Annotated in this window: 24 protein-coding genes and 2 pseudogenes; 14 read left to right on the forward strand and 12 right to left on the reverse strand. The window is 51.6% G+C overall.

The window, feature by feature from the left end; genetic code table 11:
- Positions 1 to 2: 2 nt before the first annotated feature.
- The 11 genes from IKQ95_01070 to IKQ95_01120 all read right to left on the reverse strand — a co-directional run bounded on the left by IKQ95_01070 (position 3) and on the right by IKQ95_01120 (position 12781).
- Positions 3 to 1625 carry a DUF342 domain-containing protein gene (locus tag IKQ95_01070; GenBank protein MBR4195285.1) on the reverse strand — a complete coding sequence of 541 codons (1623 nt, stop codon included), beginning with the start codon at positions 1623 to 1625 and terminating at the stop codon, positions 3 to 5.
- 14 nt (positions 1626 to 1639) lie between these two features.
- A complete protein-coding gene (locus IKQ95_01075) occupies positions 1640 to 2392 on the reverse strand; it encodes a FliA/WhiG family RNA polymerase sigma factor (protein MBR4195286.1) in 753 nt (250 codons plus the stop codon).
- 4 nt (positions 2393 to 2396) lie between these two features.
- Positions 2397 to 2888: a chemotaxis protein CheD gene (locus tag IKQ95_01080; protein MBR4195287.1), complete on the reverse strand. Its 492-nt coding sequence runs from the start codon at positions 2886 to 2888 to the stop codon at positions 2397 to 2399.
- On the reverse strand, positions 2888 to 3526 hold the full coding sequence (locus IKQ95_01085) for a chemotaxis protein CheC (GenBank protein ID MBR4195288.1): 639 nt from the start codon (positions 3524 to 3526) through the stop codon (positions 2888 to 2890). The genes IKQ95_01080 and IKQ95_01085 overlap by 1 nt, the downstream gene beginning before the upstream one ends.
- Before the next feature lie 19 nt (positions 3527 to 3545).
- The gene (locus IKQ95_01090; GenBank protein MBR4195289.1) at positions 3546 to 5606 is read right to left on the reverse strand and encodes a chemotaxis protein CheA; all 2061 of its coding nucleotides are present in this window, start codon (positions 5604 to 5606) and stop codon (positions 3546 to 3548) included.
- A 30-nt stretch (positions 5607 to 5636) separates the two neighbouring features.
- On the reverse strand, positions 5637 to 6713 hold the full coding sequence (locus IKQ95_01095; protein MBR4195290.1) for a chemotaxis response regulator protein-glutamate methylesterase: 1077 nt from the start codon (positions 6711 to 6713) through the stop codon (positions 5637 to 5639).
- A gap of 106 nt (positions 6714 to 6819) precedes the next feature.
- On the reverse strand, positions 6820 to 7809 hold the full coding sequence (locus IKQ95_01100; GenBank protein MBR4195291.1) for a MinD/ParA family protein: 990 nt from the start codon (positions 7807 to 7809) through the stop codon (positions 6820 to 6822).
- A gap of 4 nt (positions 7810 to 7813) precedes the next feature.
- Complete coding sequence (gene flhF / locus IKQ95_01105) at positions 7814 to 9319, reverse strand: flagellar biosynthesis protein FlhF (GenBank protein MBR4195292.1); 1506 nt, start codon at positions 9317 to 9319, stop codon at positions 7814 to 7816.
- Positions 9320 to 9322: 3 nt separating this feature from the next.
- The gene (gene flhA / locus IKQ95_01110) at positions 9323 to 11446 is read right to left on the reverse strand and encodes a flagellar biosynthesis protein FlhA (GenBank protein MBR4195293.1); all 2124 of its coding nucleotides are present in this window, start codon (positions 11444 to 11446) and stop codon (positions 9323 to 9325) included.
- Between the two features lie 169 nt (positions 11447 to 11615).
- A complete protein-coding gene (locus IKQ95_01115; protein ID MBR4195294.1) occupies positions 11616 to 12191 on the reverse strand; it encodes a TerD family protein in 576 nt (191 codons plus the stop codon).
- Between the two features lie 14 nt (positions 12192 to 12205).
- Positions 12206 to 12781 (reverse strand): TerD family protein, encoded by a 576-nt coding sequence (locus IKQ95_01120; GenBank protein MBR4195295.1) that lies wholly within the window; start codon positions 12779 to 12781, stop codon positions 12206 to 12208.
- Positions 12782 to 13008: 227 nt separating this feature from the next.
- On the opposite strand from IKQ95_01120, the gene IKQ95_01125 reads away from it, so the two are divergent.
- From IKQ95_01125 to IKQ95_01190, 14 genes and pseudogenes are all read left to right on the forward strand, one after another.
- On the forward strand, positions 13009 to 13509 hold the full coding sequence (locus tag IKQ95_01125) for a ribosome maturation factor RimP (protein ID MBR4195296.1): 501 nt from the start codon (positions 13009 to 13011) through the stop codon (positions 13507 to 13509).
- Positions 13509 to 14621, forward strand: a complete 1113-nt coding sequence (nusA, locus tag IKQ95_01130) for a transcription termination/antitermination protein NusA (protein MBR4195297.1) — start codon at positions 13509 to 13511, stop codon at positions 14619 to 14621. The genes IKQ95_01125 and nusA overlap by 1 nt, the downstream gene beginning before the upstream one ends.
- Positions 14602 to 15165, forward strand: coding sequence for a DUF448 domain-containing protein (locus IKQ95_01135; protein ID MBR4195298.1), 564 nt, complete (start codon positions 14602 to 14604; stop codon positions 15163 to 15165). Before nusA ends, IKQ95_01135 begins: the two co-directional genes overlap by 20 nt.
- A gap of 15 nt (positions 15166 to 15180) precedes the next feature.
- Positions 15181 to 15333: pseudogene (locus tag IKQ95_01140) on the forward strand (translation initiation factor IF-2 N-terminal domain-containing protein).
- A gap of 327 nt (positions 15334 to 15660) precedes the next feature.
- A pseudogene (gene infB, locus IKQ95_01145) lies at positions 15661 to 17138 on the forward strand (translation initiation factor IF-2).
- A complete protein-coding gene (locus IKQ95_01150) occupies positions 17138 to 17470 on the forward strand; it encodes a cupin domain-containing protein (protein ID MBR4195299.1) in 333 nt (110 codons plus the stop codon). Before infB ends, IKQ95_01150 begins: the two are co-directional and overlap by 1 nt.
- Positions 17460 to 17849 carry a 30S ribosome-binding factor RbfA gene (gene rbfA / locus IKQ95_01155; GenBank protein MBR4195300.1) on the forward strand — a complete coding sequence of 130 codons (390 nt, stop codon included), beginning with the start codon at positions 17460 to 17462 and terminating at the stop codon, positions 17847 to 17849. The genes IKQ95_01150 and rbfA overlap by 11 nt, the downstream gene beginning before the upstream one ends.
- Positions 17830 to 18849: a bifunctional oligoribonuclease/PAP phosphatase NrnA gene (locus IKQ95_01160; GenBank protein ID MBR4195301.1), complete on the forward strand. Its 1020-nt coding sequence runs from the start codon at positions 17830 to 17832 to the stop codon at positions 18847 to 18849. Before rbfA ends, IKQ95_01160 begins: the two co-directional genes overlap by 20 nt.
- Positions 18824 to 19711, forward strand: a complete 888-nt coding sequence (gene truB, locus IKQ95_01165; protein MBR4195302.1) for a tRNA pseudouridine(55) synthase TruB — start codon at positions 18824 to 18826, stop codon at positions 19709 to 19711. The genes IKQ95_01160 and truB overlap by 26 nt, the downstream gene beginning before the upstream one ends.
- Positions 19705 to 20664, forward strand: coding sequence for a riboflavin biosynthesis protein RibF (gene ribF, locus IKQ95_01170; GenBank protein MBR4195303.1), 960 nt, complete (start codon positions 19705 to 19707; stop codon positions 20662 to 20664). The genes truB and ribF overlap by 7 nt, the downstream gene beginning before the upstream one ends.
- Before the next feature lie 12 nt (positions 20665 to 20676).
- Positions 20677 to 21450, forward strand: coding sequence for a TatD family hydrolase (locus IKQ95_01175; GenBank protein MBR4195304.1), 774 nt, complete (start codon positions 20677 to 20679; stop codon positions 21448 to 21450).
- Entirely contained in the window at positions 21450 to 22586 is a 1137-nt protein-coding gene (gene tgt, locus IKQ95_01180) for a tRNA guanosine(34) transglycosylase Tgt (protein ID MBR4195305.1), read from the forward strand. Before IKQ95_01175 ends, tgt begins: the two co-directional genes overlap by 1 nt.
- A complete protein-coding gene (locus IKQ95_01185; protein ID MBR4195306.1) occupies positions 22564 to 23229 on the forward strand; it encodes a threonylcarbamoyl-AMP synthase in 666 nt (221 codons plus the stop codon). Before tgt ends, IKQ95_01185 begins: the two co-directional genes overlap by 23 nt.
- Positions 23230 to 23267: 38 nt before the next feature.
- Positions 23268 to 25070 (forward strand): SH3 domain-containing protein, encoded by a 1803-nt coding sequence (locus tag IKQ95_01190; GenBank protein ID MBR4195307.1) that lies wholly within the window; start codon positions 23268 to 23270, stop codon positions 25068 to 25070.
- A 72-nt stretch (positions 25071 to 25142) separates the two neighbouring features.
- Here IKQ95_01190 and IKQ95_01195 read toward each other — a convergent pair whose 3' ends face one another.
- Positions 25143 to 25298: a hypothetical protein gene (locus tag IKQ95_01195; protein ID MBR4195308.1), complete on the reverse strand. Its 156-nt coding sequence runs from the start codon at positions 25296 to 25298 to the stop codon at positions 25143 to 25145.
- Between the last annotated feature and the right edge of the window lie 53 nt (positions 25299 to 25351).

Consider the following 25351-nt stretch of genomic DNA (forward strand, 5'->3'; position numbering starts at 1 on the left):
ATTTATCCCCCTCCGAGTTTCCCGGCCATGTAATCATACGGCACTAATGCTATTGTCCTGTTCTCATCGTCAGCAATGAAGGCCGTGTACTTGCAGACCTCATGAACGATATACGTCAATCCCCTGACTGTTACGACCGCGCCGGGGTAGCATATATCCTTCACGCGGACTATTCCCTTGTCGCGGACTAGGGCTATTTGTTCCTCAAGCGCGTCAAGCTCTTTCTGCATTCCTGCCCTTGCTGCCTGAAGCTGAAATTTCATTTTCGTCAAGTCCATCATCATGGCGCGTTTTTTGTCGTCAAGTTTTCCGGCGGCCTCAAGTTTTTTCAGCAGTATCATATTTGGCTCTAAGCGTTCGAGATTCTCATCACAGCGTTTTATTTCGGTTGAGAATATTTTTCGCCTCTCTAACTGTTCCGGGGGGAGTCCTACAACGACTTCCGTTTTTGTTCCCATTTCAGAGCCGAGAACGTTGCAGGCTACCTCTAATCCGGCCTCGATTCTTCCTCCTGCTATCTGGGAATGCTTGCCGCTTCCGAGAGCCATTACAGCCGTCTGCGCGTAAAGCCTGCTGTGAAGTATTGCGTTTTTGACGAGGATTGTTCCTCCGCTGCGTATTGTTGCCTGATCGCCGAAACTGAGCGAAATATCGCCGTTAGCCCGGACTGTTCCGCGTCCCATTCCCCGGACTCCGCCCTGAATGACTATAACGCCCTGGCTGTCGATATCTGCGCCTTCTACAGGGCCGTTTACTGTGATATTGCCCTGCGCTACAACGTGGAAGCCGTCCCGGACAGCCCCGGTGATTTTCACAGCCCCGGTGAAGTCAATGCTCCCTATCGCGAAATCTATATCCTGATGAATGTCAAGCTCAGGGAGGACAACGAGCCGCCCGCGTTCATTCTTTAGCTGGCCTTCTGCGGTTGCGATAAGGACGAGGGGATTCGTTTCGTCGCGCTTGAGTCCCTCGCCGAACGAGAAATCTACATTTTTGACAGCCTTAGCTTTTGCTACATTCCCGGTAACGTCGACTCCGTTTTTGCCGTTGACTAAAGGATGCTTTACGGCGATTTCCTGCCCCGGGTGAACCGTAACGATTGTGCTGCGGCTCCAAAAGTCTATCTTCTCATCATCACGGACATCAAAAGGCTTGTCGGGGTCTTTGATGAGTTCTATTTCTGCGTCTCTGCCCTCAATCGGCGGTGTTCCTGTGGCGACTATTACGGCCTCATTCTTGAGTTTCCGCGCTAACAACGACTGTATAGCCTCATCGCTGACTCCTACTTTCACGCCGTGTGCTGTGAGACTCTGTTTCACCTCGTCAACAGTCGGCCAAGGCTTTGTGAAAAACGGCGGCTCAATCGCTACGGAGGCATTCATTTTGTCTTTGTCTAGGGTTACGAGAATTTTTGCGTTTTTCTCAAGCGACTCGCTCCGTCCGCAGATCTTGCACATTGCCTTGTCTTTAATGAATTTCCGCACGGCTTTGAAGTCATAGCGGGCAATCCCCCATTCTTTGAGGAAGGCGTACAAATCATTCTCGTTGAAATTTTCCGGCTTCCAGCATGACAGATATATTCCGTCCTCGTGAGCTTCAAGAAAGAAATTATCCTTGTCTAACAAAAATCTCACCCCCTCTACATTTCGTTGAGCTTCCTGCGTAAAATCGTGCGGAGCATTGCCAGCCCCTTCCCGTGAATCTGAGACACCCGGCTTTCTGACACTCCCATAACCGCGCCGATCTCCTTCAGCGTGAGTCCCTCGTAGTAATACAGACTCAGCATCTGCCGCTCACGTTCGGGGAGTTCCGCTAGTGCCTCGGCTAACTGCTGCTTTTCGCTCTCATCGTCGAGTCTGTCCTCGGCTGTCTCGCGGTCGTCCGCAAGAGTCGCGCCCGTGTCAACATCACCGTCATCAAGCGGCGTTGTGTCGTCAAGAGATGTGATATATCCGCGTGAGGCAAGGTCTTGAATCTCGTAGTACTCATCCTCGGAGACTCCCATTTCGGCCATGATGAGCGAGTCATTCATTTCGCCTTTGTCGCGCAAAACTTTCTCCATTGCGCGGTTGAACTTCTGCACTTTCTCGCGGCCTGTGCGTGAAAACCAGTCGCATTTTCTCAGCTCGTCAAGAATCGCGCCGCGTATCCGGGGGATTGCGTATGTCTGAAAAACGTAGCCCTTTGACGGGTCGAATTTCTCTACCGCGTCCATAAGCCCGAATACCCCGAACGATATTATGTCCTCATAGTCGAGTCCCTGCGGAGGAGTTACGGCCATTCTTCCGACAACATACTTTATCAGCGGCAAATACTGCATGATTAACTCATCGCGCCCCTGCCCGGTGCCGGTATATTTCTGCCACAAGGCTTTTTCTTGTGCTGTCGTCATCCCATTAAATTTCGCTGACTCCTTTCCCAAGAGTCTTTACCTTCAGCATCCAGTTGCTTGTGGAAAATTCTATAGTCCGTCCCTTGTTGCCGCCTGTGTCTGACGCAATGAGGGCGATACCCATCCGGGCGAGTCGTTTCTTTGTCTCTGATACGTTCTTTGCGCCGACTGTGAGAAATTCCGCGCTTGCTCCCGGAAGTGAGAACATCTGCGCGCCTCCTGCGATTTTCGCCTTTATGCGGGGGCGTGTGGCTCCTTTCTTGAGCATTTCTTCAATGATTGCCGGGACTGCTGTATCCGCGAACTTTCCGACTTTTTCCGAACCGTGAAGGCCGCGGCTGTCAGGCAGCATTATGTGAGCCATTCCCGCGACTTTCGCGAACGAGTCATAGACTACAAGCCCGATACATGAACCTAGTCCGAGCGTGATTAACTTTACGGGGGCTGATACAACCATCAAATCAGCCATTCCCAAAACTATACTGCTTTCAGCCATCAAACCACCTTCAGCTTTCTCAGTAAAAGCTCCAATGAATCCGGGTCAGGTATCAGGATTATATGACCCGAAATTTTATGCCCTTCCTCTAATCCCTCGACTTTCAGCTCAGTGTTCACAAGTAAAGCAGTCTCGCCCATCTGCCCGTATATTGACGCAACGACATCAAGAATTGAGCTTAACATGTCATGAGCAACGCCGGGGACGCTTATTTGATGCTGAGTCCCTAACAGCATATTTATCGCGTTGAGGAATGATGACAGGACTATATTTCCGACCTCACTTAATGCGCTGTCGGTCATCTCCTGCGGGACTTCCCCGGCCGGAATGAACGTCCCGAACTGCTGTTTGAGGAGCAATTCAACCATCAACTGCGCGTCCTCTTCCGGCTGAATGAATATCAAACTGCACTGAAAACCGCCCGTAGACCGAACGAACACAGCCCCTACAATCTGCAATGGATCTCCGTAATGTTCGCCAAGCTCGTATATTGAGACAAGCTCCGTTTTCGGCACGTCCATATGAATCATGCGCGACAATAATCCGCTGAGGGCTGTTGCGGCGTTTCCTGTGCCGATGTTGCCGACCTCGCGAATCGCGTCAAGCTGTCTTTCGGTGAATGAAACAATGTCAGGCATTATTATTGCACCTCACATATTAGCCCTTTGTCGAGTAGAACGAGGCAACGTCAAGAATCAGTGCTACATTTCCATCACCGAGAATTGTACCGCCCGTAATGCCGTCAATTTTCGACAGGAAGCGACCCAATGACTTTATGACTATTTCCTGCTGGCCGATTAATTCCGAGACAATGAAGCCGATTTTGTTTTTGCCGATTTTCACCACGACAACGGGATATTCGTTGCGGTCATGCTCTACTCCTTCAGAGCCGAGAATATCGCCGAGAATGTTCAGCGACAGCACTTCACCGCGCAATAACGTTGTAGGCTCGCCGTGAACTGTCTTTATGTCATCGCGCCTGACCATTATTGTTTCTTCTACGTTTTCGAGGGAGATTGCGTAAGTTTCTTTTCCGACTTTGATTAACAGCGACAGGACTATAGCGAGAGTCAGCGGCAGGCGAATATATACGTGTGTTCCCTCGTTCTTTTTGCTGGCAAGGTCAAACTGTCCGCCGAGAGCCTCGACTTTCGTTTTCACCGCGTCCATTCCCACACCGCGCCCGGAAAGGTCTGTTATCTGCTTGGCCATGCTGAAGCCGGGCAGTAACACAAGCTGCTGTGCTTCCTCGTCCGACATTATTGCGGCTCTGTCCTCAGTGATGACTCCGCGCTCTATGGCTTTCTGCTTCACTTTGTCGGGGTCAATTCCGGCTCCGTCGTCTGACACCTCAATAACGACTCCGCTTCCCTCCTGATATGCGGCAATTTTGAGCGTACCTTTCTCCGGCTTGCCCAATGCTTTGCGCTCATCGGGATGTTCGATTCCGTGATCCATTGAGTTACGGATTAAGTGAACCATAGGGTCGCCGATTTCGTCAATGACAGTGCGGTCTAATTCTGTGTCTTCTCCCTCAAGCACTAATTCAACGTTTTTGTTGAGGGTCTTGCACAGGTCGCGGATTAGGCGCGGGAATCTGTCGAACGTGAAACTCACAGGCACCATACGCAATTTCGTAACAAGCTCCTGAATGTCGCCTGAAATCCTGCCTAACTGGGACAAAGTATCATCAAACTGTCTCAATCTTGCTTCCTGAACAAGCCGCTCGATTCTTGCGCGTGAGATGACTAACTCGCCTACAAGATTCATCAGCTTGTCGAGCCTGCCAATGTCGACTCTTACGGTCTGGCTTCCCTTCTTGGCTGTGTCTTTCTTTGCGGGAGTCGGTGCTGATGCCTGAGCGGGTGCGGGTGCGGGTGCTGACGGTGCCGGGGCTGGAGCGGGAGTCGGTGCTGATGCCTGAGCGGGTGCGGGCGCGGGTGCTGACGGTGCCGGGGCGGGTGCGGAGGCTTCAGCTTTGACCTCTGTAACTTCCGCTGACTGAACATCGCCGATCTTCTCTATCGCGGCTTTAACTTCCTCAGCAGGCGCGGGAGTCGCTACGTAAACATTGAAGTCAAACTCAAACTCTTCTTTCTCAAGCGCGTCTGTGGGAGGCTCTGCGCGGAAAATTTCGCCCATCTCTTCAAGCCTGTTGACTACCATATACGCCCGGGCAGCTTTGAGAAGACAGCTCTGACTCAGCGTTACATGTACGTTATATGCGTTTGAGCCTTCAGCGTTTGCCTTCTTTGCCCATTCTGAGTCCTGAGACGATACCATTGTCCCGCCGTTGTCAGCAGGAGCAGGAGCCGCGGCAGATGCTACGGGAGCAGGCGCAGGGCCTTCGTTCCTCAAATCGTGAACCATCCCGGAGACATCTATATGCGCGTCATTGCCGCCTCCCCTGATTGCGTCGGCCATTTCCTGCAATGTGTCGAGTCCCTGAAATAGCCTGTTCATGTCGGCCTCAGTAAGCGGGCGCGTTCCCTTCCTCGCAGCGTCTAACCTGTCTTCCATCGCGTGAGTAAGGCCCATCATGTTCGTGAAGCCCATTGTCCCGGCCATGCCCTTTAACGTATGAGCGGCGCGGAAAATCTCGTTTATCACGTCCATGTCGGTCATATTCTTTTCGAGGGCGAGAAGCAAATCATCTAATTTCTGTACGTTGTCGTCAGTCTCATCGAGGAAAGCTCCCAAGTACTGACTCATATCCATATCTGACAAAGTAAATATTTCCCCCTTCGGTTACCCTTTAACGATTCTCACCATAGCGTCAGGAATTTCATCAAGCGGCAGAATCTCATCAACTATTCCCGCGTCAACAGCGGCTTTCGGCATTCCGTAGACAACGCATGTCTTCTGACTCTCGGCAATGACATACGCGCCCCGCTTTTTGAGGGCTATTGCGCCGTCCGTGCCGTCTCTGCCCATTCCCGTAAGTATAACGCAGAGGACATTTCCGGCGTATTCGTCAGCAAGACTCAGGAACATTATATTTGCCGCAGGTTTGACCGAAAGCACCGGGGGAGCGTCCGACAGTGAACACACCGCCGTGCCCTGCCTGCGCTTTATGACGAGATGACTTCCGCCCGGAGCGATTACAGCACGGCCAGGCTTTAGCGTGAGTCCCTCGAAACCTTCAACAACTTCAATCTGCGAGGCCTCATTGAGCCGCTTGGCGAATGACCCGGTGAACTCCTTGGGCATGTGCTGTGTTATGACGATAGGGACGGGAAATTTTTTCGGGAGTTTCGGCATCAGCTCGCTTAACGCCATAGGGCCGCCTGTTGATGAGGCAATCGCTACAATGTCGTAACGCCCTGTTCCCATCATGGGAGGCATCATCCTGCGGAAATCTGTTGCGGGCGCAAGCGGCTTCAGCGGCGCGGCGAATGTTCCTGCGCGTCTCACTTTCGCGGTGCTTGCGGCTATAACCTTGTCGATAATGTCCCGGCCTATCTCTTTGATGTTCAGCGATATAGACCCGGACGGCTTCCCGATAAAGTCAACACAGCCCAGCGCAAGAGCCTTCAATGTAGTCTCGGCTCCTTCCTGAGTCATAGTGCTTACCATAATTACGGGGATAGGGTTAGTCTTCATTATTTCCTCAAGTGCTTTCAGGCCGTCCATGTTGGGCATTTCTACGTCCATCGTAACAATGTCGGGCTTGAGGGCTTTTATCTGCGCTATAGCGTCTTTTCCGTCCCGTGCTGTTCCTGCGACTTCTATGCGCGGGTCTGTCCTCAGAATATCGCTGATGAATTGCCGCATCAATGCGCTGTCATCTACTACAAGTACCCTGATTTTACCATTAGGGGGCATTTCACTTTCTCTGCTGACGGTACAATAATACTACAGCAGATCCGCACCTCCTTTACTGTTTTGTGTGTATGATAATTATAGCTTTAGATTCAGAAATTAACGCACTCTATTTTTTGTCGGCAAATAAAGTTTTCGCCAGCCGCGACAAAAATCCCCTCATGCCCTTTCGCCTGGCCGGGAAATTTTCGTGTTTGACATCGACACCCTCGCACAGCCTCAGCAAATCCCCGGCAAGATTCCTCATACATATTCCGGCACTTGACTCAGGGGCTGACCTGTAGAATATCCTGCAATTTTTGACCGAACGCTCTATAACGTCATCTTTCAGGACATAGCCCAAGTACATAGGCGCGTTCCCAAGAAACTGCATTGAGGCGAGGCGGATTCTTTCGGCGACTTCTTGAGCTTCCCTGCTTGAGCTTGCCATGTTCACAACGAGCATTAATCCTCCTGCTGTGTCTTTGCTTCCCTGCCACGCCGCCGCGCCCAATGACTTTATGACCCCGTAAGCGTCCCGTATGCTAGTCGGCTCAGGTGTCGTAATCAGCAGTGTAATCTCCGAGGCGTAAGCGAACGACAGCACACCGCGGTGAATCCCTGCTCCCGCGTCCATTATGAGATAGTCTGTCATATCCTCAAGCCCCGAAAGAGCGTCAAACAATCTTTCCATCGCGAACTCGTCGAGGTCGGCAATCTCCTTTATACCGTAGCCGCCCGGCAGTAATGACACTGACCCGTTGAGGCTTGTTGCGCGTTCGGAGGTCTTGAAGTGTACGAGAATCTCATTCAGATTCCGCGAGCCTTCTATGAGGTGCGCTATGTTGTAGCGGGCATTGCGGACTCCGCAGAGTATGTCAAGATTCGCCATGCCTAAATCCGCGTCAATGAGTACGACTCTTTTGCCGAAATCAGCAAGCGCGAATGACAGAGCCGCGGCGATGTTGCTTTTCCCGACACCGCCTTTTCCGCTGAGTATTGAGAGAGTGTGCAGTCTCGGCGCGGAGGACTGCGGTTTGTTCTTCTGCATGTTGTCTGTTACCATTCGCCTTAATTCTCCAGCCTGGTCAAGATTGTAATCATCACGATAACGCGGCATAGCCTTAACGCTTCCGTTCTTCTTCTGACTTCATGAGGAAATCAGCAATTCTTGAGCCTGTCGCGGTCTCAATGTCTTTCGGGACGTTCTGCCCTACCGTGAGGAATGAGACGGGGCAGCCCATTACCTGATGTATGTTGAAGATTGAGCCGTAGCTGACTGTCTCATCAAGTTTCGTGAAAAGAAGGTGCGACACCGGGATGTTCGGTATATGCTCTACAACGTCAAGCATGTCTTTGTACTTCATATTTGCCGCTAATACAAGGTGAACAGCGTCGGGCGTGAAGGAGTTATAGATGTTCTCGAAAAGCTCCATGTTCTTTTTGTCGCGCTGAGACCTTCCGGCGGTGTCAAGAAGAATAATGTCCGCGTTGTCATGTTCGTCAACAACTCCCTGTATTGCGGAAATATCGAATATAATCTCAATGGGAACGCCCAATATTTTTGCGTAAGTCTTGAGCTGTTCAACCGCGGCGATCCTGTAAGTGTCAGCCGTCAGCAATAATACTCTCTTATGCTCCCATAATGCTTTGATGGCGGCAAGTTTCGCGATTGTTGTAGTTTTGCCGACTCCTGTAGGGCCTAAGAGCATTACTTTGCGCCCCCCGGCCGCGTCTCCTCCGTTGTCGCCGGCGCATTCGATTTGAGTCGCCAGCCATTTCGTGAAGGGTAATTTTTTCGTGCGGTCTTTGCGAGTCATGACGGTGTAATCTGCAAGGAGCTTGCGTATATATCTCTCGTCAACATCTGAAGCTCTGAGTCTCCCCTCGACTCCGGCCTCGTCCCCTGAAAGTGTCGGCATTCCCGCCTGAAATGTATTCTGCTGTGGGCGGTTCATGGCCGATGTTGCGGCGTTCTCGACAGCCGTCAATCTCTGAAGCAATATGTCAATCCTATCTGCCAGCATTCCGACTTGATCCTTCAGGATTCTTGCGTCATCGTTCGACATGACTCCAGTGTTCCCCCTCTCCGCAAGCGGTGTCCCCCCTGAGTTAGGGGGGATATGGGTGGTAGGCGCGGGGGGCTGAACGGGTGCGGGCTGTAACGGAGGCTGAACGGGAGCAGGGCGGGTAGTGAGTCCGTAAGCATTCCGCAAACCTTCCGGGGAGATTCTAACGTTGTCGGAGGGCAGGCGGTAACCTTCCTCGCCTAACTCTGTTGACGGCATAACAGCGGGGGCTGGTGTTGCGGGGGACATGCTTCCGCGCTCTTTGAACTCCATCAATTTCTGGAACGCTATGAGATTTTCCCGGCGCGTGTCTTCGTCCATCGTTGACGCTGAAGAGGCCGCGTTTACCGGGCGTGATTTGGGCTGCGGCTTTGGCGTGTCGTCCTCAAGTATCCCGGCTGTAACCTTCAGCACTGACCGCTGAAACAGACCGAGTACTCCGCCCTCCTTTATCATTTGCGTGGAAAGTATAACCGCGTCCCGGCCTAATCTTTCGGAGGCTAGGCGCAATGCTTCCGCGTCATCTTTTGCTGTGAACGTTATCTGATTTGTTACTCTCATGAATTACTCCACCATTCCGACCGTCTTGACCTGTACACCGCGCACAATCTCATTATATGACACAACGAATATATTTGTGATTGACCCCTCAATGAGCCGCCGGACGATTAACCGAACATCAGGGTGAACAAGCAATACGGGCGGGAGTCCTTTCACGACCATCTCATCCATAGCCCGCGAAATTGCCGAGATCATTTTCTGAACTTCACGCGGGTCTAAGTTGAGCTGCCATCCCCGTGTCAAATCGCCGTCAACCCCGGCCATGATTTTCTGCTCCCAGTTAGGCGACAAGGTTGCGGCTGTGATTATTCCGTCAGGCCCTTGAATCTTGAGCGATATTAGGCGGGATAATGACTCTCTTGCGCGTTCTGTGAGGAAGTCTACACTGCGGGACATTTTCCCGAAATCCGCGAGTGCCTCGAATATCGTAACAAGATCACGAATCGGAATCTGCTCGCGTATGAGATTCTGCAAGACCTTCTGAATTTCGCCGAGAGACAGAGAGCCGAGAAGCTCATCGATTACAGCGGGGGCAGTCTCTTTCACCATGTCCGTAAGTTTCTGCACTTCCTGACGTGTAAGAAGCTCCGCGCCGTTTTTCTTGATAACTTCCGAAAGGTGAGTCGCAAGCACTGAAGGAGCGTCAACAACCGTATAGCCCATAGCTTCAGCCTTGTCGCGCAAATCGGGCGAAATCCACAGAGCAGGAAGACCGAACGCGGGTTCTTTCGTGGGAACGCCAATTAAGTCCTCTTCAGCCGCGCCGGTGTTCATGGCTAAATAGTGGTCGGGCAATAATTCTCCCCTTCCTGCCTCTGCACCTTTGACGCGCAAAATATATTCTGTCGGCTTAATCTGTATATTGTCGCGGATTCTTATCGGCGGAACAACGATTCCCATCTCTAACGCCATCTGCTTTCGGATTGTGCCGATTCTGTCGAGCATGTCGCCTCCCTGTCCGGGGTCAATCAGCGGAATTATCGCGTACCCTATTTCGGCCTCCATCGGCTCAACGGTCAGCAGCTTCATGACATCTTCAGGCGATACCGGCTCGGCTTTGGGTGCTTCTGCCTGCGCTCCGGGTGCTGACGGCGCACCTGGGACTCCGGGGGCTGCTGCGGGGGCTTGTCCTCCTGCCGCGGCTGTTGCGGCTTGTTCCTCAGCGGCGATTTCCTGCACTGTAGCTTCTCTGCTGACGGTGTAACCTAAGAATCCCATGAGCATGGAGAGTCCGACAAACGGCACTGTAGGCAGTCCGGGAATAAGTCCCAGCGATAATAACATTCCTGACGCGATATAAAGCGGGCGGGGGTATTTCGTGAATGAGTTTATGAGGTCAGGCCCTAATTCTGAGCTTGCCGCCGCACGGGTAACAATTACGCCCATTGCTGTCGACATTAGGAGGGCGGGAATCTGTCCAACGAGTCCATCGCCGACCGTCAAAAGGCTGTAATGTCCTGCCGCCTGCGCCGCGTCCATTCCGCGCATGAATATACCGATAGAGAGTCCGCCGATTATGTTTATCGTTGTGATGATGAGTCCGGCTATAGCGTCTCCCTTCACGAATTTCGAGGCACCGTCCATAGCTCCGTAGAAATCTGCCTCGCGCTGAATATCCTGCCTCCGCTGTTTTGCTCCCTGCTCATCAATGAGTCCTGAGTTCAAATCCGCGTCAATTGACATCTGTTTTCCGGGCATTGCGTCAAGAGTGAAACGGGCTGCCACTTCCGCGACTCTTTCCGCGCCTTTCGTGATGACTAACATCTGAATGATGACAAGTATCAGGAACATGATTATTCCGACTACATAATTTCCGCCGACAACAAAATTTCCGAATGCGTTAATCAGCTCGCCCGCGTTGCCGTAAAGTAGTATGAGGCGTGTTGTTGATACGTTCAGCGATAGACGGAACAATGTCGAAATCAATAGCAGAGTCGGAAATATAGACAGGTCTAAAGCGCGTTTGACGTAAAATGTAACAAGGAGCGTAACGACTCCCAGCGTTATGTTCATTGCGAGGAGAATATCAATAAGCCACGTGGGAAGCGGTACTACCATCATAATGATGATAAGCACCATGAGCAGAGCCACGCCGATGTCCGAATAGCTCTGCACTTTTTTACGCATTGAAGGAAGAGCCTGCGCGCCAGCTTCAGCCAATTGTGATAGTCATCCCCGTTTCTTTATGGAAAAATCGCCTGTATTTTATCATTCAACGCAACGAACATAAAACGCCGCAAAAAAGGAAGCCCCCCGCCAAACTCAGAAGGCTTCCCCGCGTATGTCAGTCAGAAATTCAAACGTTCACGCCGAAATTCAGACAGAGCGCACGCAAGCCCCCTTTGAACCCGGAGCCGATAGCGTTAAACTTCCATTCCCCGCCCTGACGGTATAATTCACCGACAATAAGAGCAGTCTCAACCGAGAAATCCTCGCCCAAGTCGTAGCGTATCAGCTCTTTTCCGTTCGTCTCGTCAAGAATGTGTATATATGCGTTGGAGACCTGGCCGAAATTCTGCCGGCGTGTGTCAGCCTCATGTATCGTTACGGTGAAGGCTATCCTGCTGATGTTTGCCGGGACTTTCGCGAGGTCTACTTTTATCTGCTCATCATCTCCATCGCCTGCGCCTGTGAGATTGTCGCCCATGTGCTGAACTGAGCCGGAAGAGTGCTTCAGGTTGTTGTAGAAAACGAAATCGTAATCGCTCTGAACCTTGCCTTTGTCGCCGAGCATGAACGCCGCCGCGTCGAGGTCGAAATCATATCCGCCGTCATATTTCTTTGTATCCCAGCCGAGTCCGACAAGAATTTTTGACAGCTTGGGATTGTCTTTCGTGAGGTCAACTTTCTGTCCCTTGAACAAGCTAATCATTGCGGTAACCCCTCCTAGATGTTCACGCCGTAATTGACGCATAAAGCCCGCAGTCCGCCTTTGAAGCCTGAGCCTACAGCGTTGAATTTCCACTCTCCTGCCTGTCGGTATAACTCTCCCACTACAACAGCAGTCTCCACAGAAAAATCTTCTCCGAGGTCATAGCGGATAAGCTCTTTTCCGTTTGCCTCATCGTAAATGTGAATGAATGAGTTTGAGACCTGGCCGAAATTCTGCCTGCGTTCGTCAGCCTCGTATATCGTTACGGTGAATGCTACCTTGTCGATGTTGCCGGGAATTTTGCTGAGGTCAATGCGTATCTGTTCGTCGTCGCCTTCTCCGAGTCCAGTCCTGTTGTCGCCCATGTGCTGAACTGAGCCGGAAGAGTGATTCAGATTCCCATAGAACACAAAATCGCCGTCCGCTGTAACTTTTCCGTTTGTGCCGAGAAGGAACGCCGATGCGTCAAGATCGAACGCCGAGCCGCCGTCATACTTGTTGACATCCCAGCCGAGTCCCACGAGAATGCGCGACAGTCCGGGGTTGTCTTTCGTGAGGTTTACTTTCTGGCCCTTGAAGAGATTTATCATCTGCCAATTGCCTCCCTTGTGTGCGGAAATTTCAGATATTATAACAAAATCCCCCCGCCGGAAATTAACAGGGCGAAAAGAAATCAAGCGGGCGTGAATTACCCTTGCCACAAAAATTTTTTGCGTTATAATCCGTGTAATTTCATGACATTTTATCGTGAAAGGAGTTGGGAAATACCCCGCTCCTTTTTTGTTATGGGAGATTTATTGCTGAGAGTGAAAAAATAATGAATGAAGAAATTTCGCACAAAATAGAAAGTATCGTTGAGAGTCTCGGCTATGAATGCGTGAACGTCTCACTGAGGACGGATTTCGGACGGCTGAAGCTGCAGATACTTATTGATACGCTGGGAGGCATTAACGCCGGGGACTGTGAATTAGTTTCCGGCCATGTGAATAGCTTTCTTGACGGACTCGGAGACATACCCGGCCTCGACAAGGGAAGGTACTATCTTGAAGTCAGCTCCCCCGGAATCGAACGGCCGCTATACAAGCCGGGGGACTACAAACGTTTTCAGGGCAGGGAGGCGCGTATAAGGCTGTCAGTTCCTGTTGAGGGGCGCAAGACTTTCACGGGGATAATTCAGCGGGCAGATGATGAGGCTGTAATGATTCTCTGTGATGACGGGGAAAAGGCCATACCGTTTTCATCAGTAAAAGGAGGAAATTTAGTATACAGGTTCAAGGATGAGGACAGCAGAAGAAAGAGAAGGGAGAAAAAGAAGTAATGCGTCTCGGACGTGAATTTATAGAGGCTCTTGACATGCTTGCGGAGGAACGCGGGCTTGATGTCAACGTAATCATTTCTACGCTGGAGGCGGCGTTATTGTCGGCGTACAGCAGGCGTTACCATCCGGGCGGCTCGTCAGCAGGGTCAACAGAAATCAAGATTGACCACAGCACCGGGGACATAAACATCAGCGAGATACGCAAAGTTGTTGAGGCAGTCAAAGACCCGGAGAGGGAAATAACGCTTGATGATGCCATGATGATTGACGGCTCTGCAAAAATCGGCGGTACTGTCAGCATTGAGCGGAACCCGACAGATTTCGGCAGGATAGCGGCTCAGACAGCCCGGCAGATTATCTCTCAGAGACTCCGCGATGAGGAACGCAGGATAGTATACAGCGCGTTTGCGGACAAGGTCGGCGACATGGTAAACGGGACAATCTTCAAGGCAGAGGGCGACCAGATAATAGTACACATCAACGACAAGACGGACGCAATACTTCCCCGGCGCGAGAGAATACAGAGCGAGAAATATATCCCCGGCGCGGTGATGAAGTTCTACGTTCTTGACGTGAAGAACAACATTCACGGCCCGCGCATCACAGTTTCACGGACTCACCCGGGACTCCTGAAGAGACTCATGGAGCTTGAGATACCAGAAATTCAGCAGGGAGTCATAGAGATAAAGAACATTGTCCGGGACGGAGGACTCCGCGCAAAAGTCTCGCTTGTTACTCTTGACCCGAATATTGACCCGGTAGGCTCCTGCATAGGCAACGGCGGAATACGCATTAAGGCTGTAAGCTCCGCGCTGAGGAACGAGAAAATTGACGTGCTTATTTACAGCAATGACCCTCTAATCTACATCAAGAACGCATTATCCCCGGCGCAGATTGTGAGGGTTGAGCCTGTGCTTGACCATGAGCGTGAAGCAACAGCTTACGTTTACCCGGATCAGTCATCGCTTGCAATCGGTAAGGCCGGGCAAAACGTCAGACTCGCCGCCAAGCTCACAGGGTGGAAGATAAACATTGCCACGCTTGAGCCTGAGAGAATGCCGACGCTGAAGGACATATTCAGCGACGTGTTCAATGAAGACGACAAAAAGTAATCACGTACCGCAAAGAAGCTGCGTAATATGCAGGGTCAAATCAGACAAGGCAAACCTGATTCGCGTCGTGAAAAGTCCTGAAGGAAACGCCGTAATCGACATCATGAAGAAACTTCCGGGGCGTGGCGCGTATATCTGCCCTGACGCTGAATGTATCGGCAAGGCGGAAAAGTCCGGGAAGCTCGCTCAGGTTACGGGGGCTGTGATTGATGAGTCCTTCTGGGCGGAGCTTCTGACATTCGCCGGGAACATGGGCGTAAATTCGGGGCTTCAAGTTCGGTCGGTCTTGGGACTTTCGCGGAAATCGGGTACTCTCATCATCGGAACGGACAATATAGAGCGTGAACGGCGCAAAGTTCTTGTGATGACGGCTTCTGACTGCTCGGAGGCCGTGAGGGATTTTGCACGGAAATATGACAGCATACAGCTTGACATGAACATAGATGAATTGAATGAGGTTATCGGGACAAGGGGCGGCGTTCAGATTGTAGGGCTGCCTCTTAATTCAGGCTTTGCGAAAAAGTTAATCAGCCTGAGAAAATGAAAGGGGAAATGCCATTTGAATACACCCGGAAATAACAAGATAAGAATCTACGACCTTGCGAGAAAACTCAAGAAAAGCAACAAGGAGCTTATAGCCGTATTGCAGCAGCTTGACATTCCGGTTAAGTCTCACTCAAGCTCAATTGACGAGGACACCGCGAAAATTGTCGAGAACATTCTCAACGAGGCAAGCGAGTCAAAGTCTCAGGAAAAGAAGCAGCACGGCAGCGAACCTTCACGGGAGAAGCCTTCACAGCACACGGATAAACCCAAGCCAGCCGACAACCTCCCCCCCGAAAGAGACATAAAGCCCGGCGCAAAACCTTCCGGCCATGACAAGCACAATAACCGCCCTCAGCCCCGCAATGACAATCACGGCCAGAATCATCACGGCAATCCCTCAGCGAATCCGACACCCAGTCAGCCGAAACAGCCCGCGCCAATTCCCCCGAAACCGCAGGCCAATCTCACCGAACGCCCGCCGATTATTACGGTCATGGGACATGTTGACCACGGAAAAACGACACTTCTCGACAACATCAGACACTCAAGCATAGCCGCACACGAAGCAGGCGGAATCACTCAGCACATAGGCGCATATGTCGTGAAGCAGGACGGCAAAGAGATCGTATTTCTCGACACTCCCGGCCATGAGGCATTCACCGAAATGCGCGCAAGAGGGGCAAGCGTTACGGACATCGTAATTCTTGTGATCGGGGCTGATGACGGCGTAATGCCGCAGACACGCGAGGCAATCGACCACATCAAAGCCGCTGGAGTCCCGTTAGTCGTGGCCATCAACAAAATCGACAAGCAGGGAGCCAAGCCCGACAGAATCCGCCAGCAGTTGAGCGAGTTAGGCATATTCACAGAAGGCTGGGGCGGTGAAGTTGGAGCGGTAGAAATTTCCGCAAAGCAGGGAATCGGAGTCGCTGACCTCCTCGAACGTGTATTGCTTGAAGCCGAAATGCAAGAACTCAAAGGCAACCCTGACGCTAACCCTGAAGGAGTCGTCATTGAAGCGCGTCTCGACAAAGGCAAGGCCCGGTAGCCACCGTAATCGTGAAAGACGGAACACTCAAAGCCGGGGACATCGTGCTGTTCAATTCGACATGGGGGAAAATCCGCGCGCTTTTCGACTGGGCCGGGAAAGGTCTCAAGAAGGCAGGCCCAAGTACACCCGTTGAAATTCTCGGTCTTGACGGCGTACCCAATCCGGGCGAGTCTTTCCGTGTCGTCAAAACTGAGCGTGAAGCAAGAGATGCAATAGCCGCGGCAAAATCCGCCGAACGTGATTCCGCCGCAGAGGTCAAGAAAGCCTCATTTGAGGATCTCTACTCCAATCTTGAAGAAGGCCAGCTGCCTCACCTGAATTTAGTCGTGAAGTGTGATGTTCAGGGTTCACTTGAGGCATTGTGCGCGTCTCTCGAAAAGCTCGCCACAAACGAGGTCGGAGTCTCAATCGTACACAGGGGAGTCGGGCGAATCGCTGAAAGTGATGTAATGCTCGCGTCCGCGTCAAACGCCGTGATCGTGGGATTCAACGTCAGGCCGGACGGAAACGCCAAACGAGTCGCCGAGCTTAACGGGGTAGAGATACGAATCTACAGCGTGATTTATGATGTTCTTGATGACGTGAAAGCGGCCATGGCGGGATTATTGAAGCCTGTGCTGAGAGAGGACACACTCGGAGAAGTAGAGGTGCGGAAATTGTTCCGTGTTCCGAAAGTCGGCACTATTGCAGGCTCTCACGTAACACGCGGACTCGTAAGACGAACGGCGAAAGTCCGGGTGATTCGCGACGGCGTTGTGATATGGGACGGGAAAATAGCCTCGCTCCGTCATGAGAAAGACGAGGCAAGAGAACTCAGAGCCGGAAATGACTGCGGAATTTCGCTTGAGGGATTCCAGGATTTCCGCGAGGGCGACATTCTCGAAGTCTATGATGTAGTGGAGGAGAAACGCACACTCTAATGCTAATCGATTTCAACAATGAAGACTGGAAAATCTTTGAGGGCATGAACGGCGGAAAAGGAAAAGTCGCCGCAAAAATGTTCGTCAACAATTCCGGCCGGGTAATAGTCAGCAGAATCGAGCCGGGCGCGTCAATCGGCCTTCACACGCAGAGCAGCGGCAATGACATTAATTTTGTCGTCAGCGGAAAAGGAAAAGCCATCTGCAATGGAGAAGAGGAAATTTTGACTCCGGGTGTCTGCCACTATTGCCCGAAAGATTCAGCCCACACGATAATCAACACGGGCGCGGAAGATTTAGTGCTTTATACGGTGGTGCAGTATGAGCAGTAATTTACGCATATCACGAATCAACAAGGAATTACAGCGGGAATTAGCGTTAATATTCGAGTCCCGTATCAAGAAAGAAAGCGTAAAGACAATCATAATAACCGGAGTAGAATGCTCAAAGGACTTGCAGACGGCAAAAGTATATTTCACCGCGCTAGAAGCCCGGAAATGTCCCGGAATTTTGCGCGACCTCAACGAAATTAAAGGGGCTGTGCGGGGATTGCTTGCCCAGTCAATAAAGCTGAGGAGGATTCCCGCGCTTGAGTTTGTGATTGACACATCGAGCGCATACGGTGCGAAAATTGACGCGATATTAGACAGTCTCGGCTTCAAGATGGATTACAGGCAGGGGAATAATGACGATGACGAAAACGACATTTGACCCCGCCGGACTCCTGACGGCCTCCGAGACTCTCCGGGCTAACGGCAGATGGGTTATCTTCACGCACAGGAAATCAGACGGGGACGCGGTCGGGTCTGCTTCTGCGCTGTTTGAGGCAGGGACTAACGCCGGGAAAATTGTCGAATGGCTCAGCCCTGACGAGAGACTCCCCGAAACGTATAAATATCTCGCTCACTTTGACGACTTCAGGACGCGGGAAGATTTTTCGTTTCAGGACAACGAGACACTGTATGTATTTCTCGACTGCGCTACGGAGATTCGGAGCGTCTCAGGATTCGACACCGATAACCCCGGCAACAGCCTCAATATAGATCATCACGAGGACAATACTATGTACGCCCGCGTGAATTGCGTTGACGGCACAGCGTCTTCAACCTGCGAAATGCTGTACAGAATCTTCACGGCAGGAAGCTGGAAGATTACGCAGAATATCGCCGAGTCTCTTTACACCGGGATATTCACGGACACAGGGAGCTTCACATTCTCGAACACGTCAAAATTGACCCATAATATAGCCGGAGAACTAATCGCCCTCGGAGTGTCGCCCGCAAAAATGACCGACAGAATTTCGCAGAACAAGAGTCCCGCAGAATTGCAGGTGTGGGCAAAAGTTTTGTCGCGTGTAAAAGTTTTCGGGGACAATAATATTTTCGCGGTGTCTGTGATTTACGCTGAAGATTTCCGCATGGCCGGAGCTGATTCGACAGGGACAGAGGGATTATCACAAATGCTTATGTCAATGCGGGGCGTGAAATTCGCGGCGGTTGCGACTGAGTACCCTGACGGAATTATACGCCTCAGCATTCGCTCAAGAGATGGGAGTCCGTTCGGTGCGGGAGTTTTTGCGCGGAAATTCGGCGGGGGAGGCCACGAGAAAGCCGCGGGGTGTTCGCTGAATGTCCCTGTGAATGATGTCATGGCCGTGTTAGAGTCCGAAATCCTGAAGGAATATCATGAACGCAGTAATCCTCATCAATAAGCCGGTAGATTATCGCTCGTCAAAATGTGTTGCGGTCGCGAAAAAAAAGCTCGGTGTCAAAGTCGGCCACGCAGGAACGTTAGACTCTACAGCATCTGGGCTTCTCGTTCTTCTTGCGGGAAATGCTACGCGCTTCTGCGAGTTCGTAATGTCATTGCCGAAAGTCTACAGGGCTGTGATACAGTTCGGCGCGGAAACTAACACATACGACTATTCCGGGGATATTGTTTCGGAGAAAGGGTATCAGGATTTTGACGGCTCAATGTTCCCGGATGTCTTGTACCGTTTCAGCGGCTACAGAATGCAGAGGCCCCCGGCGGTCTCAGCGGTGAAGATTGACGGAAAGCCCGCCTACAAATTAGCGCGCTCAGGTCAGGAAGTCGACATGAAGGAACGCCCCGTATTTTTCCGGCGTATTAACATTCTCACACCCTACAATCCTGATGACGGCACTATGACTCTTGAGGTTCACTGCGGGCGGGGTACATACATTCGGACTCTGGCGCATGACTTGGGAAAAATTGCGGGAGTCGGTGCTTACGTGAAATCGCTTGTGAGGGTGTCGACAGGAAATTTCACGCTTGATGAGGCTTCCTCCCCTGATGATGAGATTATCCCCCTGCCTTTGTCGAGGCTTGCGGAGAACTTCACGCGGATATACGTATCAGGCCGGGACGAACGGAGCTTCACGAACGGAATGAGCATATTACTGCGTCAGGCTGTGAGGGTCTCGCGGGGAATAACGGCGGGCGGACTGCTTTGCGTAGAGGGCGCGTCATTCGTGGGATTCGGGAGCTATGCGGGATATGATTACGTCAAGCCGGAAGTTATTGTGCCGAAAGATTTTGCAGGGCTATGCTGATTACTATAGGAGCTTTTGACGGTTTTCACAGAGGACACGCCGAACTTCTGAGGCTTTGCCGGGAAAATGCCCGCGGCGGTGATTGGAGTGTTGTTACGTTTCACCCGCACCCCTCGGAGTTTATCGGGAAGATTCACACGCTCTTCACTCTCAGGGAGCGCGAAATTATACGGCGCATTCTCGGAATCCCTCATATGTTCGTGCTGAAATTTGACGACAGACTCATGAATTTGTCCCCCGAAAAATTTTGGCGGCTCTTGCGTGAGCGTCTCAACGTTGACGGGATTGTGATGGGAAGTGATTTCCGTTTCGGGCACGGCAGGGAAGGGAGCGCGGAGTCCCTGCGGGAAATGGCTATTGCTGACGGAATTTTATCCCAGCGCGTAATTATCGCTGACGTAATCGACAAGGCGGAATATTCAAGCTCAACAATCCGCGAACATATCACCGCCGGAAATGTCAGAATGGCCGCGAGGCTTCTCGGCTATCCGTATTTCGTGATAGGGCGTGTAGTTCACGGGAACGAGCGCGGAAGGACTATGAATTTTCCCACAGCAAATATTGAGGCCGGAAAAGGCCGGGTGATTCCTGCTTACGGGGTATACTCCTCGGCGGTTTATGTCAATGGCTCGTGGCACTGCGGTGCGCTGTCCATCGGCAATAATCCGACATTCGGCGACATTCACGCAACAAGGGCTGAAGTTCACCTGCCTGATTTCAGCGGGGATATTTACGGCCATGAAGTTATGATGATGATACTTGACCGGGTTCGGGACATTCGGAAATTTTCGGGCAAAGACGAGCTTATGACGCAAATCACAAGGGACATTGACACATGCCGGGAAATATACAGGGAGGTGATGACTCAGACTGACACAAAGACATTCGCAATGAACGCGGAAAAAATATACAGCTTTCACGGAATTGAACCACAAATAATAAACCTGATATAGAGACGATAAAACATGCTGATTGATACACACTGTCATATAAATTCTGAGGAATTGAGGCTTGACGCAAGAGCCGTAATATCACGCGCAAAGGACGCGGGAGTCGGGAAAATGGTAATTGTAGGGTGCGACTATGAGGACTCCTGCGAGGCGGCCGCTATGGCTGAGGATTTCGCGCAGTTCGGGCTTTATGCGTCTGTGGGCATTCACCCGCACGAGGCAAAGCGATATGAGTCAGTCCCTGAAGTTTTCCGGGACATAGCCGGAAGCGGGAGAGTTGTTGCGATTGGTGAGACTGGACTCGATTATCATTATGACCATTCGCCGAGGGACGTACAGAAAAGAATGTTTGACCTTCATTTGAGACTCGCTGAAGATCTCAACATGCCCGTTATACTTCACATACGCGACGCGATGGAGGAGGCGTTAGAGATTCTGACGGCTTACAGGGGCGTGAAGATGTTATTCCACTGCTACAGCGGAGGAACTGAATACCTTAATGAGGTTCTCGGCATGGGCGGAATTTGCGCTTTCGGCGGGGCTGTTACGTGGGACAACAAAGCCGGGGAAGCCCTGCGCGAGGTCGTTCGGAAAATTCCAGCTGAAAATATTTTGTGTGAGACTGACTCGCCCTACATGACTCCCGTTCCTTTCAGGGGAAAAAGGAATGAGCCTGCATATATCCGCTACGTTTACGAGACAATAGCCCGCGAGCGGAATATATCAGTCTCAGAATTAGCCCGGATCACTGAGACAAACGCGCGAAAATTTTTCGGGTGGGAGGAATAATGTTCGAGTTCAGAGTCGTAGCACAATGCCCCGTAACAGGAGCCAGAGCCGGAGAATTAATCACCCCTCACGGAATCATACGCACTCCCGTTTTCATGCCCGTTGGGACTCTTGCGACAGTAAAAGCTATGTCCCCGCGTGAGCTTGACGAGATTAACGCCCAAATAATATTAGGCAACACGTATCATTTGTACCTGCGCCCAGGCCCGGAGATTCTCGAAAAGGCAGGCGGGCTTCACTCGTTCATGAAATGGGACAAGCCTATACTGACGGACTCCGGCGGGTTTCAGGTGTTTTCCCTCGCAAGATTGCAGAAAATCACGGATGAGAATGTATTATGCCGCTCCCACATTGACGGCTCACTCCTCACTATGTCGCCGGAGTGGTCAATGAATATGCAGGGGGTATTAGGCTCAGACATTGCCATGTGCTTTGATCAGTGCTGCGAATATCCAGCGTCCCACGAAAAAGCAGAGGAGGCCGTGAATCGCACAACGTTATGGGCTGAACGCTCACGGAAATATTTTGACGCTCACAATGACTCACAGCGTCAGGCGTTATTCGGAATCGTTCAGGGGTCAACCTATGATGACCTGCGCCGGAGAAGCGCGGAGGAAATTTGCGCGATGGATTTTCCCGGCTACGCAATCGGCGGACTCTCTGTCGGTGAATCTCATCCGGCCATGTATCACGCTCTCGACCTGCTGAATGACATTATGCCCAAAGACAAGCCCCGCTACCTTATGGGAGTCGGCTACCCTCTGAATATCATTGAGGGAATCGCACGGGGTGTTGACATGTTCGACTGCGTTATGCCGACACGAAACGGGAGAAATGCCACCGTATTCACCTCAGAAGGACGGCTCAACATGCGCGGGAAGGCTCACGCGGACGACTTCAGCCCGCTTGACCCTGAATGTGATTGCTACACGTGCAGGAATTTCACACGGTCATATCTGAGACATCTCGCCATGTGCGGGGAAATTCTCGGAGCGCGTCTGTTCACGTGGCACAATCTAAGATTCACGATACGAATTGCGGAACAGGCAAGGCAGGCGATAATAGCCGGGAGATTCCCGGAGTTCGTCAAAAATTTTACGGAGAAATTTCACGATGACAATAACAGCGACAGTTGACAGATGGGAGCCAAGCCCGCACGTAATCGCAAAGGCCGCGAGAATCATAAAGGCGGGGGGGCTTGTTGCTTTCCCTACAGAAACGGTTTACGGACTCGGCGCGGACGCATTTAATGTTGAGGCGGTCAGAAAAATTTTTGCGGTCAAAGGAAGGCCGGAGAACAAAGCACTCATCCTCCACATATGCAAGTTTGATCATGCAGAGTACCTCGTCGAAATGAACGAACCCGCAAGGAAACTCGCCCGCCGATTCTGGCCGGGGCCTCTGACTCTCGTACTTCCCGCAAAAGACATTATCCCCGAAATCACACGCGGAGGACTCAGCACTGCCGCCGTGAGAATGCCCGACAACGTTACAGCCCGCGCATTAATCGCCGCTTCCGGGACAGTGATAGCCGCACCGAGCGCGAATCCCAGTGGAAAGCCTGCCCCTTTGGACGCGGAGTCAGTCCTTCATGACATGGCCGGGAAAATCGATATGATTATTGACGGAGGGTCTGTTACTGTCGGAGTCGCGTCAACTGTTCTTGACATGACCGCCCCGGAAGTGCCGCGGATAATACGGCAGGGAACCATCTCGCGCGAAATGATAGAGTCAGTAATCGGCGTTAAGATGAGCTTACACAATCACGGTCATATATAATAGTGCCAATATCACACAGTAAGGAGTGAGAGCGAAATATGAGCTGGATAATTCTTGCGCTGACATTGGGCGCGTCAATAACATCAATCATACACGGGGTATTTATGCTTTTCGGCTCATTGTCCGTAACCGGCGGGGCTGTGTTCGGAATACCGTCCACGCTGCTGGCAAGCCTCCCGGTAATTTCGGCGGTCATTGCCCTGATAGGAGGCATTACGGCCTTCAACCAAAGCAAGTGGGGCGCGCTGTTCCTGTTCATAGCGATGGGATTATGCGTTCCTGCGCGGGATACCTGGCTTTACGGGGGGCTGTATTTCTTTGCGGGGCTTTTCTGTTTCTTCCTGAGACCGAAACAGGCCGATGACGATTCATTGTACTATGATGATGACGACGGAGAGCCTTACGCGGAGGACGCAGATTTCTACTATGACCAGTCCGCGCCTGATGTGCGGGAAATTCCGAACGACAATGCCGGGACTGTGAATGCGCCTGATTCCGATGATCCTCTTATCGGGGGGAATATCTCAGTAAGCGATGCCCTGCAGATTACGCAGCAGGAGCCGCCCAAGCTCCGCCGGAGAATGTCGAAATCCTGCCCGGAATGCGGAGCGATAGTTTCACGCGAAAATAGGTACTGCCCTACATGCGGTGCGAAACTCTCAATGATTCCTGACTCGGAAAACTTCACGATTTCCGGGCGCGATGATGATATTGACATCGAGAAGCTGAATGACCAGCTGCTTACCCCAATGAATAATCTTGATGATGATGACGGTTTCGCGGAACAGCAGTTCCGGGACAATGACACTCAGAATATTTCTGTGAATGATGGTGATGATATGACGAGAACGGAGACAGCCCCGGATTACCGCGTTCAGGTGAGGCCGGGAATGAATACAGGAGGGGACGAAACATTGAGGCAAGGCGGAAAAAGGCTGTCAGCCAATGAGGCAGCGTCAAGCTATCAGGATTTTTCACGTTACGCGAGCGCGGGGAAAAAACGCAAACGCTCTACAGGGCGCAGGGTGTTAAGCATGTTGCTGCTTGTGGCGGCTGTGGGAGGAGCATTGTATTTCCTTCTTGGACTGAGAAAACTACCGCCGGGAGACCTTCCCCCTATCGCAAAAACTGAAGTCGCGCAGGAGACAAAGCCCCTGCCGATTGCGGAGCCTGAGCCGGAGAAAGTAACTCCCCCGGCAAAAACCGCCGAGCCTGTCGGAATCGCCGTAGCAGAAAACGTACTGCCCAATTTCACGCCCGACAGAGAGCCGAGAAACGGAATAATCACGGGAAACGGCGTAAATATGCGCGCAGATCACACAACAAGCTCATCAAGCGTAACAAAGCTCAGGCAGAATACAAGAGTTGAAGTTCTCGGTACGTTCGATGTTCCTTCGGGGAAATTCGCCGGGACATGGTACAACATCCGCACGGGAAGCCATGAAGGATGGGTGTACGGGAGATACTTGCAGCCTTTGGGCGGGAGTCTTCCTGCGGGATATTCGGCGGCTCTGCTAAAATCGTTTGGCGGCAACAGGAAGCAGCTTGTAGAATCGCTCGGCAATCCCACAAGAAGCACAGGTTCAACAGCGGAATGGCCCGGGCTTACGGCGACTTTTAAGGGCGATGACGTAACGCGCCTGCGCCTTAGCAGCTCAAGCCGGGAATTACAGAACGGACTAAAGCCGGGAATGAGTCAGTCCGCTCTCCGTCAGATTATGGGCTACCCTTCAAGCCAGAACGGGCGCACCCTAAATTACAATGAGAATGGCAAGACAGGATTAACGGTTCAGCTTGACCGCAACAATTCAGTAACAACAATCACAGTTAGCGAAATATAATCGGCGTGAGAAACAAAAAGCCCCCGGGAAAATCTCCGGGGGTTAATTTTTTGCCTGATGATTATTCCGTGATTACTTCAGCATGTCCGTTACTGCCTTCACTGCTACGGCGTTCCCGCTCCAGTCGTGAGCCTCAACGAACGTGTAGAGCGGCATGGGAATGTCTCCCCACCAAATCGGATAGCCGAAATATATCGTGTCATAGTTACTTGAAACATATAAATATATCTATGCAACAAGTTTTACAGTATAAAACTGCTGGCGTACTACACACCTCTATC

It is taken from the genome of Synergistaceae bacterium (genome assembly GCA_017540085.1).
Classification (GTDB): Bacteria; Synergistota; Synergistia; order Synergistales; family Aminobacteriaceae; genus JAFUXM01.

Bases quoted from the DNA above. Each gene is read 5' to 3' on its own strand.
- flhF (MBR4195292.1), bottom strand. From the start codon at position 9,319: ATGAGAGTAACAAATCAGATAACGTTCACAGCAAAAGATGACGCGGAA.
- IKQ95_01175 (MBR4195304.1), top strand. From the start codon at position 20,677: ATGCTGATTGATACACACTGTCATATAAATTCTGAGGAATTGAGGCTT.
- IKQ95_01095 (MBR4195290.1), bottom strand. From the start codon at position 6,713: ATGCCCCCTAATGGTAAAATCAGGGTACTTGTAGTAGATGACAGCGCA.
- IKQ95_01075 (MBR4195286.1), bottom strand. From the start codon at position 2,392: ATGACGACAGCACAAGAAAAAGCCTTGTGGCAGAAATATACCGGCACC.
- IKQ95_01090 (MBR4195289.1), bottom strand. From the start codon at position 5,606: ATGGATATGAGTCAGTACTTGGGAGCTTTCCTCGATGAGACTGACGAC.
- IKQ95_01160 (MBR4195301.1), top strand. From the start codon at position 17,830: ATGACGAAAACGACATTTGACCCCGCCGGACTCCTGACGGCCTCCGAG.
- ribF (MBR4195303.1), top strand. From the start codon at position 19,705: ATGCTGATTACTATAGGAGCTTTTGACGGTTTTCACAGAGGACACGCC.
- IKQ95_01135 (MBR4195298.1), top strand. From the start codon at position 14,602: ATGAAGACGACAAAAAGTAATCACGTACCGCAAAGAAGCTGCGTAATA.
- IKQ95_01185 (MBR4195306.1), top strand. From the start codon at position 22,564: ATGACAATAACAGCGACAGTTGACAGATGGGAGCCAAGCCCGCACGTA.
- truB (MBR4195302.1), top strand. From the start codon at position 18,824: ATGAACGCAGTAATCCTCATCAATAAGCCGGTAGATTATCGCTCGTCA.
- IKQ95_01080 (MBR4195287.1), bottom strand. From the start codon at position 2,888: ATGGCTGAAAGCAGTATAGTTTTGGGAATGGCTGATTTGATGGTTGTA.
- IKQ95_01125 (MBR4195296.1), top strand. From the start codon at position 13,009: ATGAATGAAGAAATTTCGCACAAAATAGAAAGTATCGTTGAGAGTCTC.
- nusA (MBR4195297.1), top strand. From the start codon at position 13,509: ATGCGTCTCGGACGTGAATTTATAGAGGCTCTTGACATGCTTGCGGAG.
- flhA (MBR4195293.1), bottom strand. From the start codon at position 11,446: ATGCGTAAAAAAGTGCAGAGCTATTCGGACATCGGCGTGGCTCTGCTC.
- IKQ95_01085 (MBR4195288.1), bottom strand. From the start codon at position 3,526: ATGCCTGACATTGTTTCATTCACCGAAAGACAGCTTGACGCGATTCGC.
- IKQ95_01100 (MBR4195291.1), bottom strand. From the start codon at position 7,809: ATGCCGCGTTATCGTGATGATTACAATCTTGACCAGGCTGGAGAATTA.
- IKQ95_01115 (MBR4195294.1), bottom strand. From the start codon at position 12,191: ATGATTAGCTTGTTCAAGGGACAGAAAGTTGACCTCACGAAAGACAAT.
- IKQ95_01190 (MBR4195307.1), top strand. From the start codon at position 23,268: ATGAGCTGGATAATTCTTGCGCTGACATTGGGCGCGTCAATAACATCA.
- tgt (MBR4195305.1), top strand. From the start codon at position 21,450: ATGTTCGAGTTCAGAGTCGTAGCACAATGCCCCGTAACAGGAGCCAGA.
- IKQ95_01120 (MBR4195295.1), bottom strand. From the start codon at position 12,781: ATGATAAATCTCTTCAAGGGCCAGAAAGTAAACCTCACGAAAGACAAC.
- IKQ95_01150 (MBR4195299.1), top strand. From the start codon at position 17,138: ATGCTAATCGATTTCAACAATGAAGACTGGAAAATCTTTGAGGGCATG.
- rbfA (MBR4195300.1), top strand. From the start codon at position 17,460: ATGAGCAGTAATTTACGCATATCACGAATCAACAAGGAATTACAGCGG.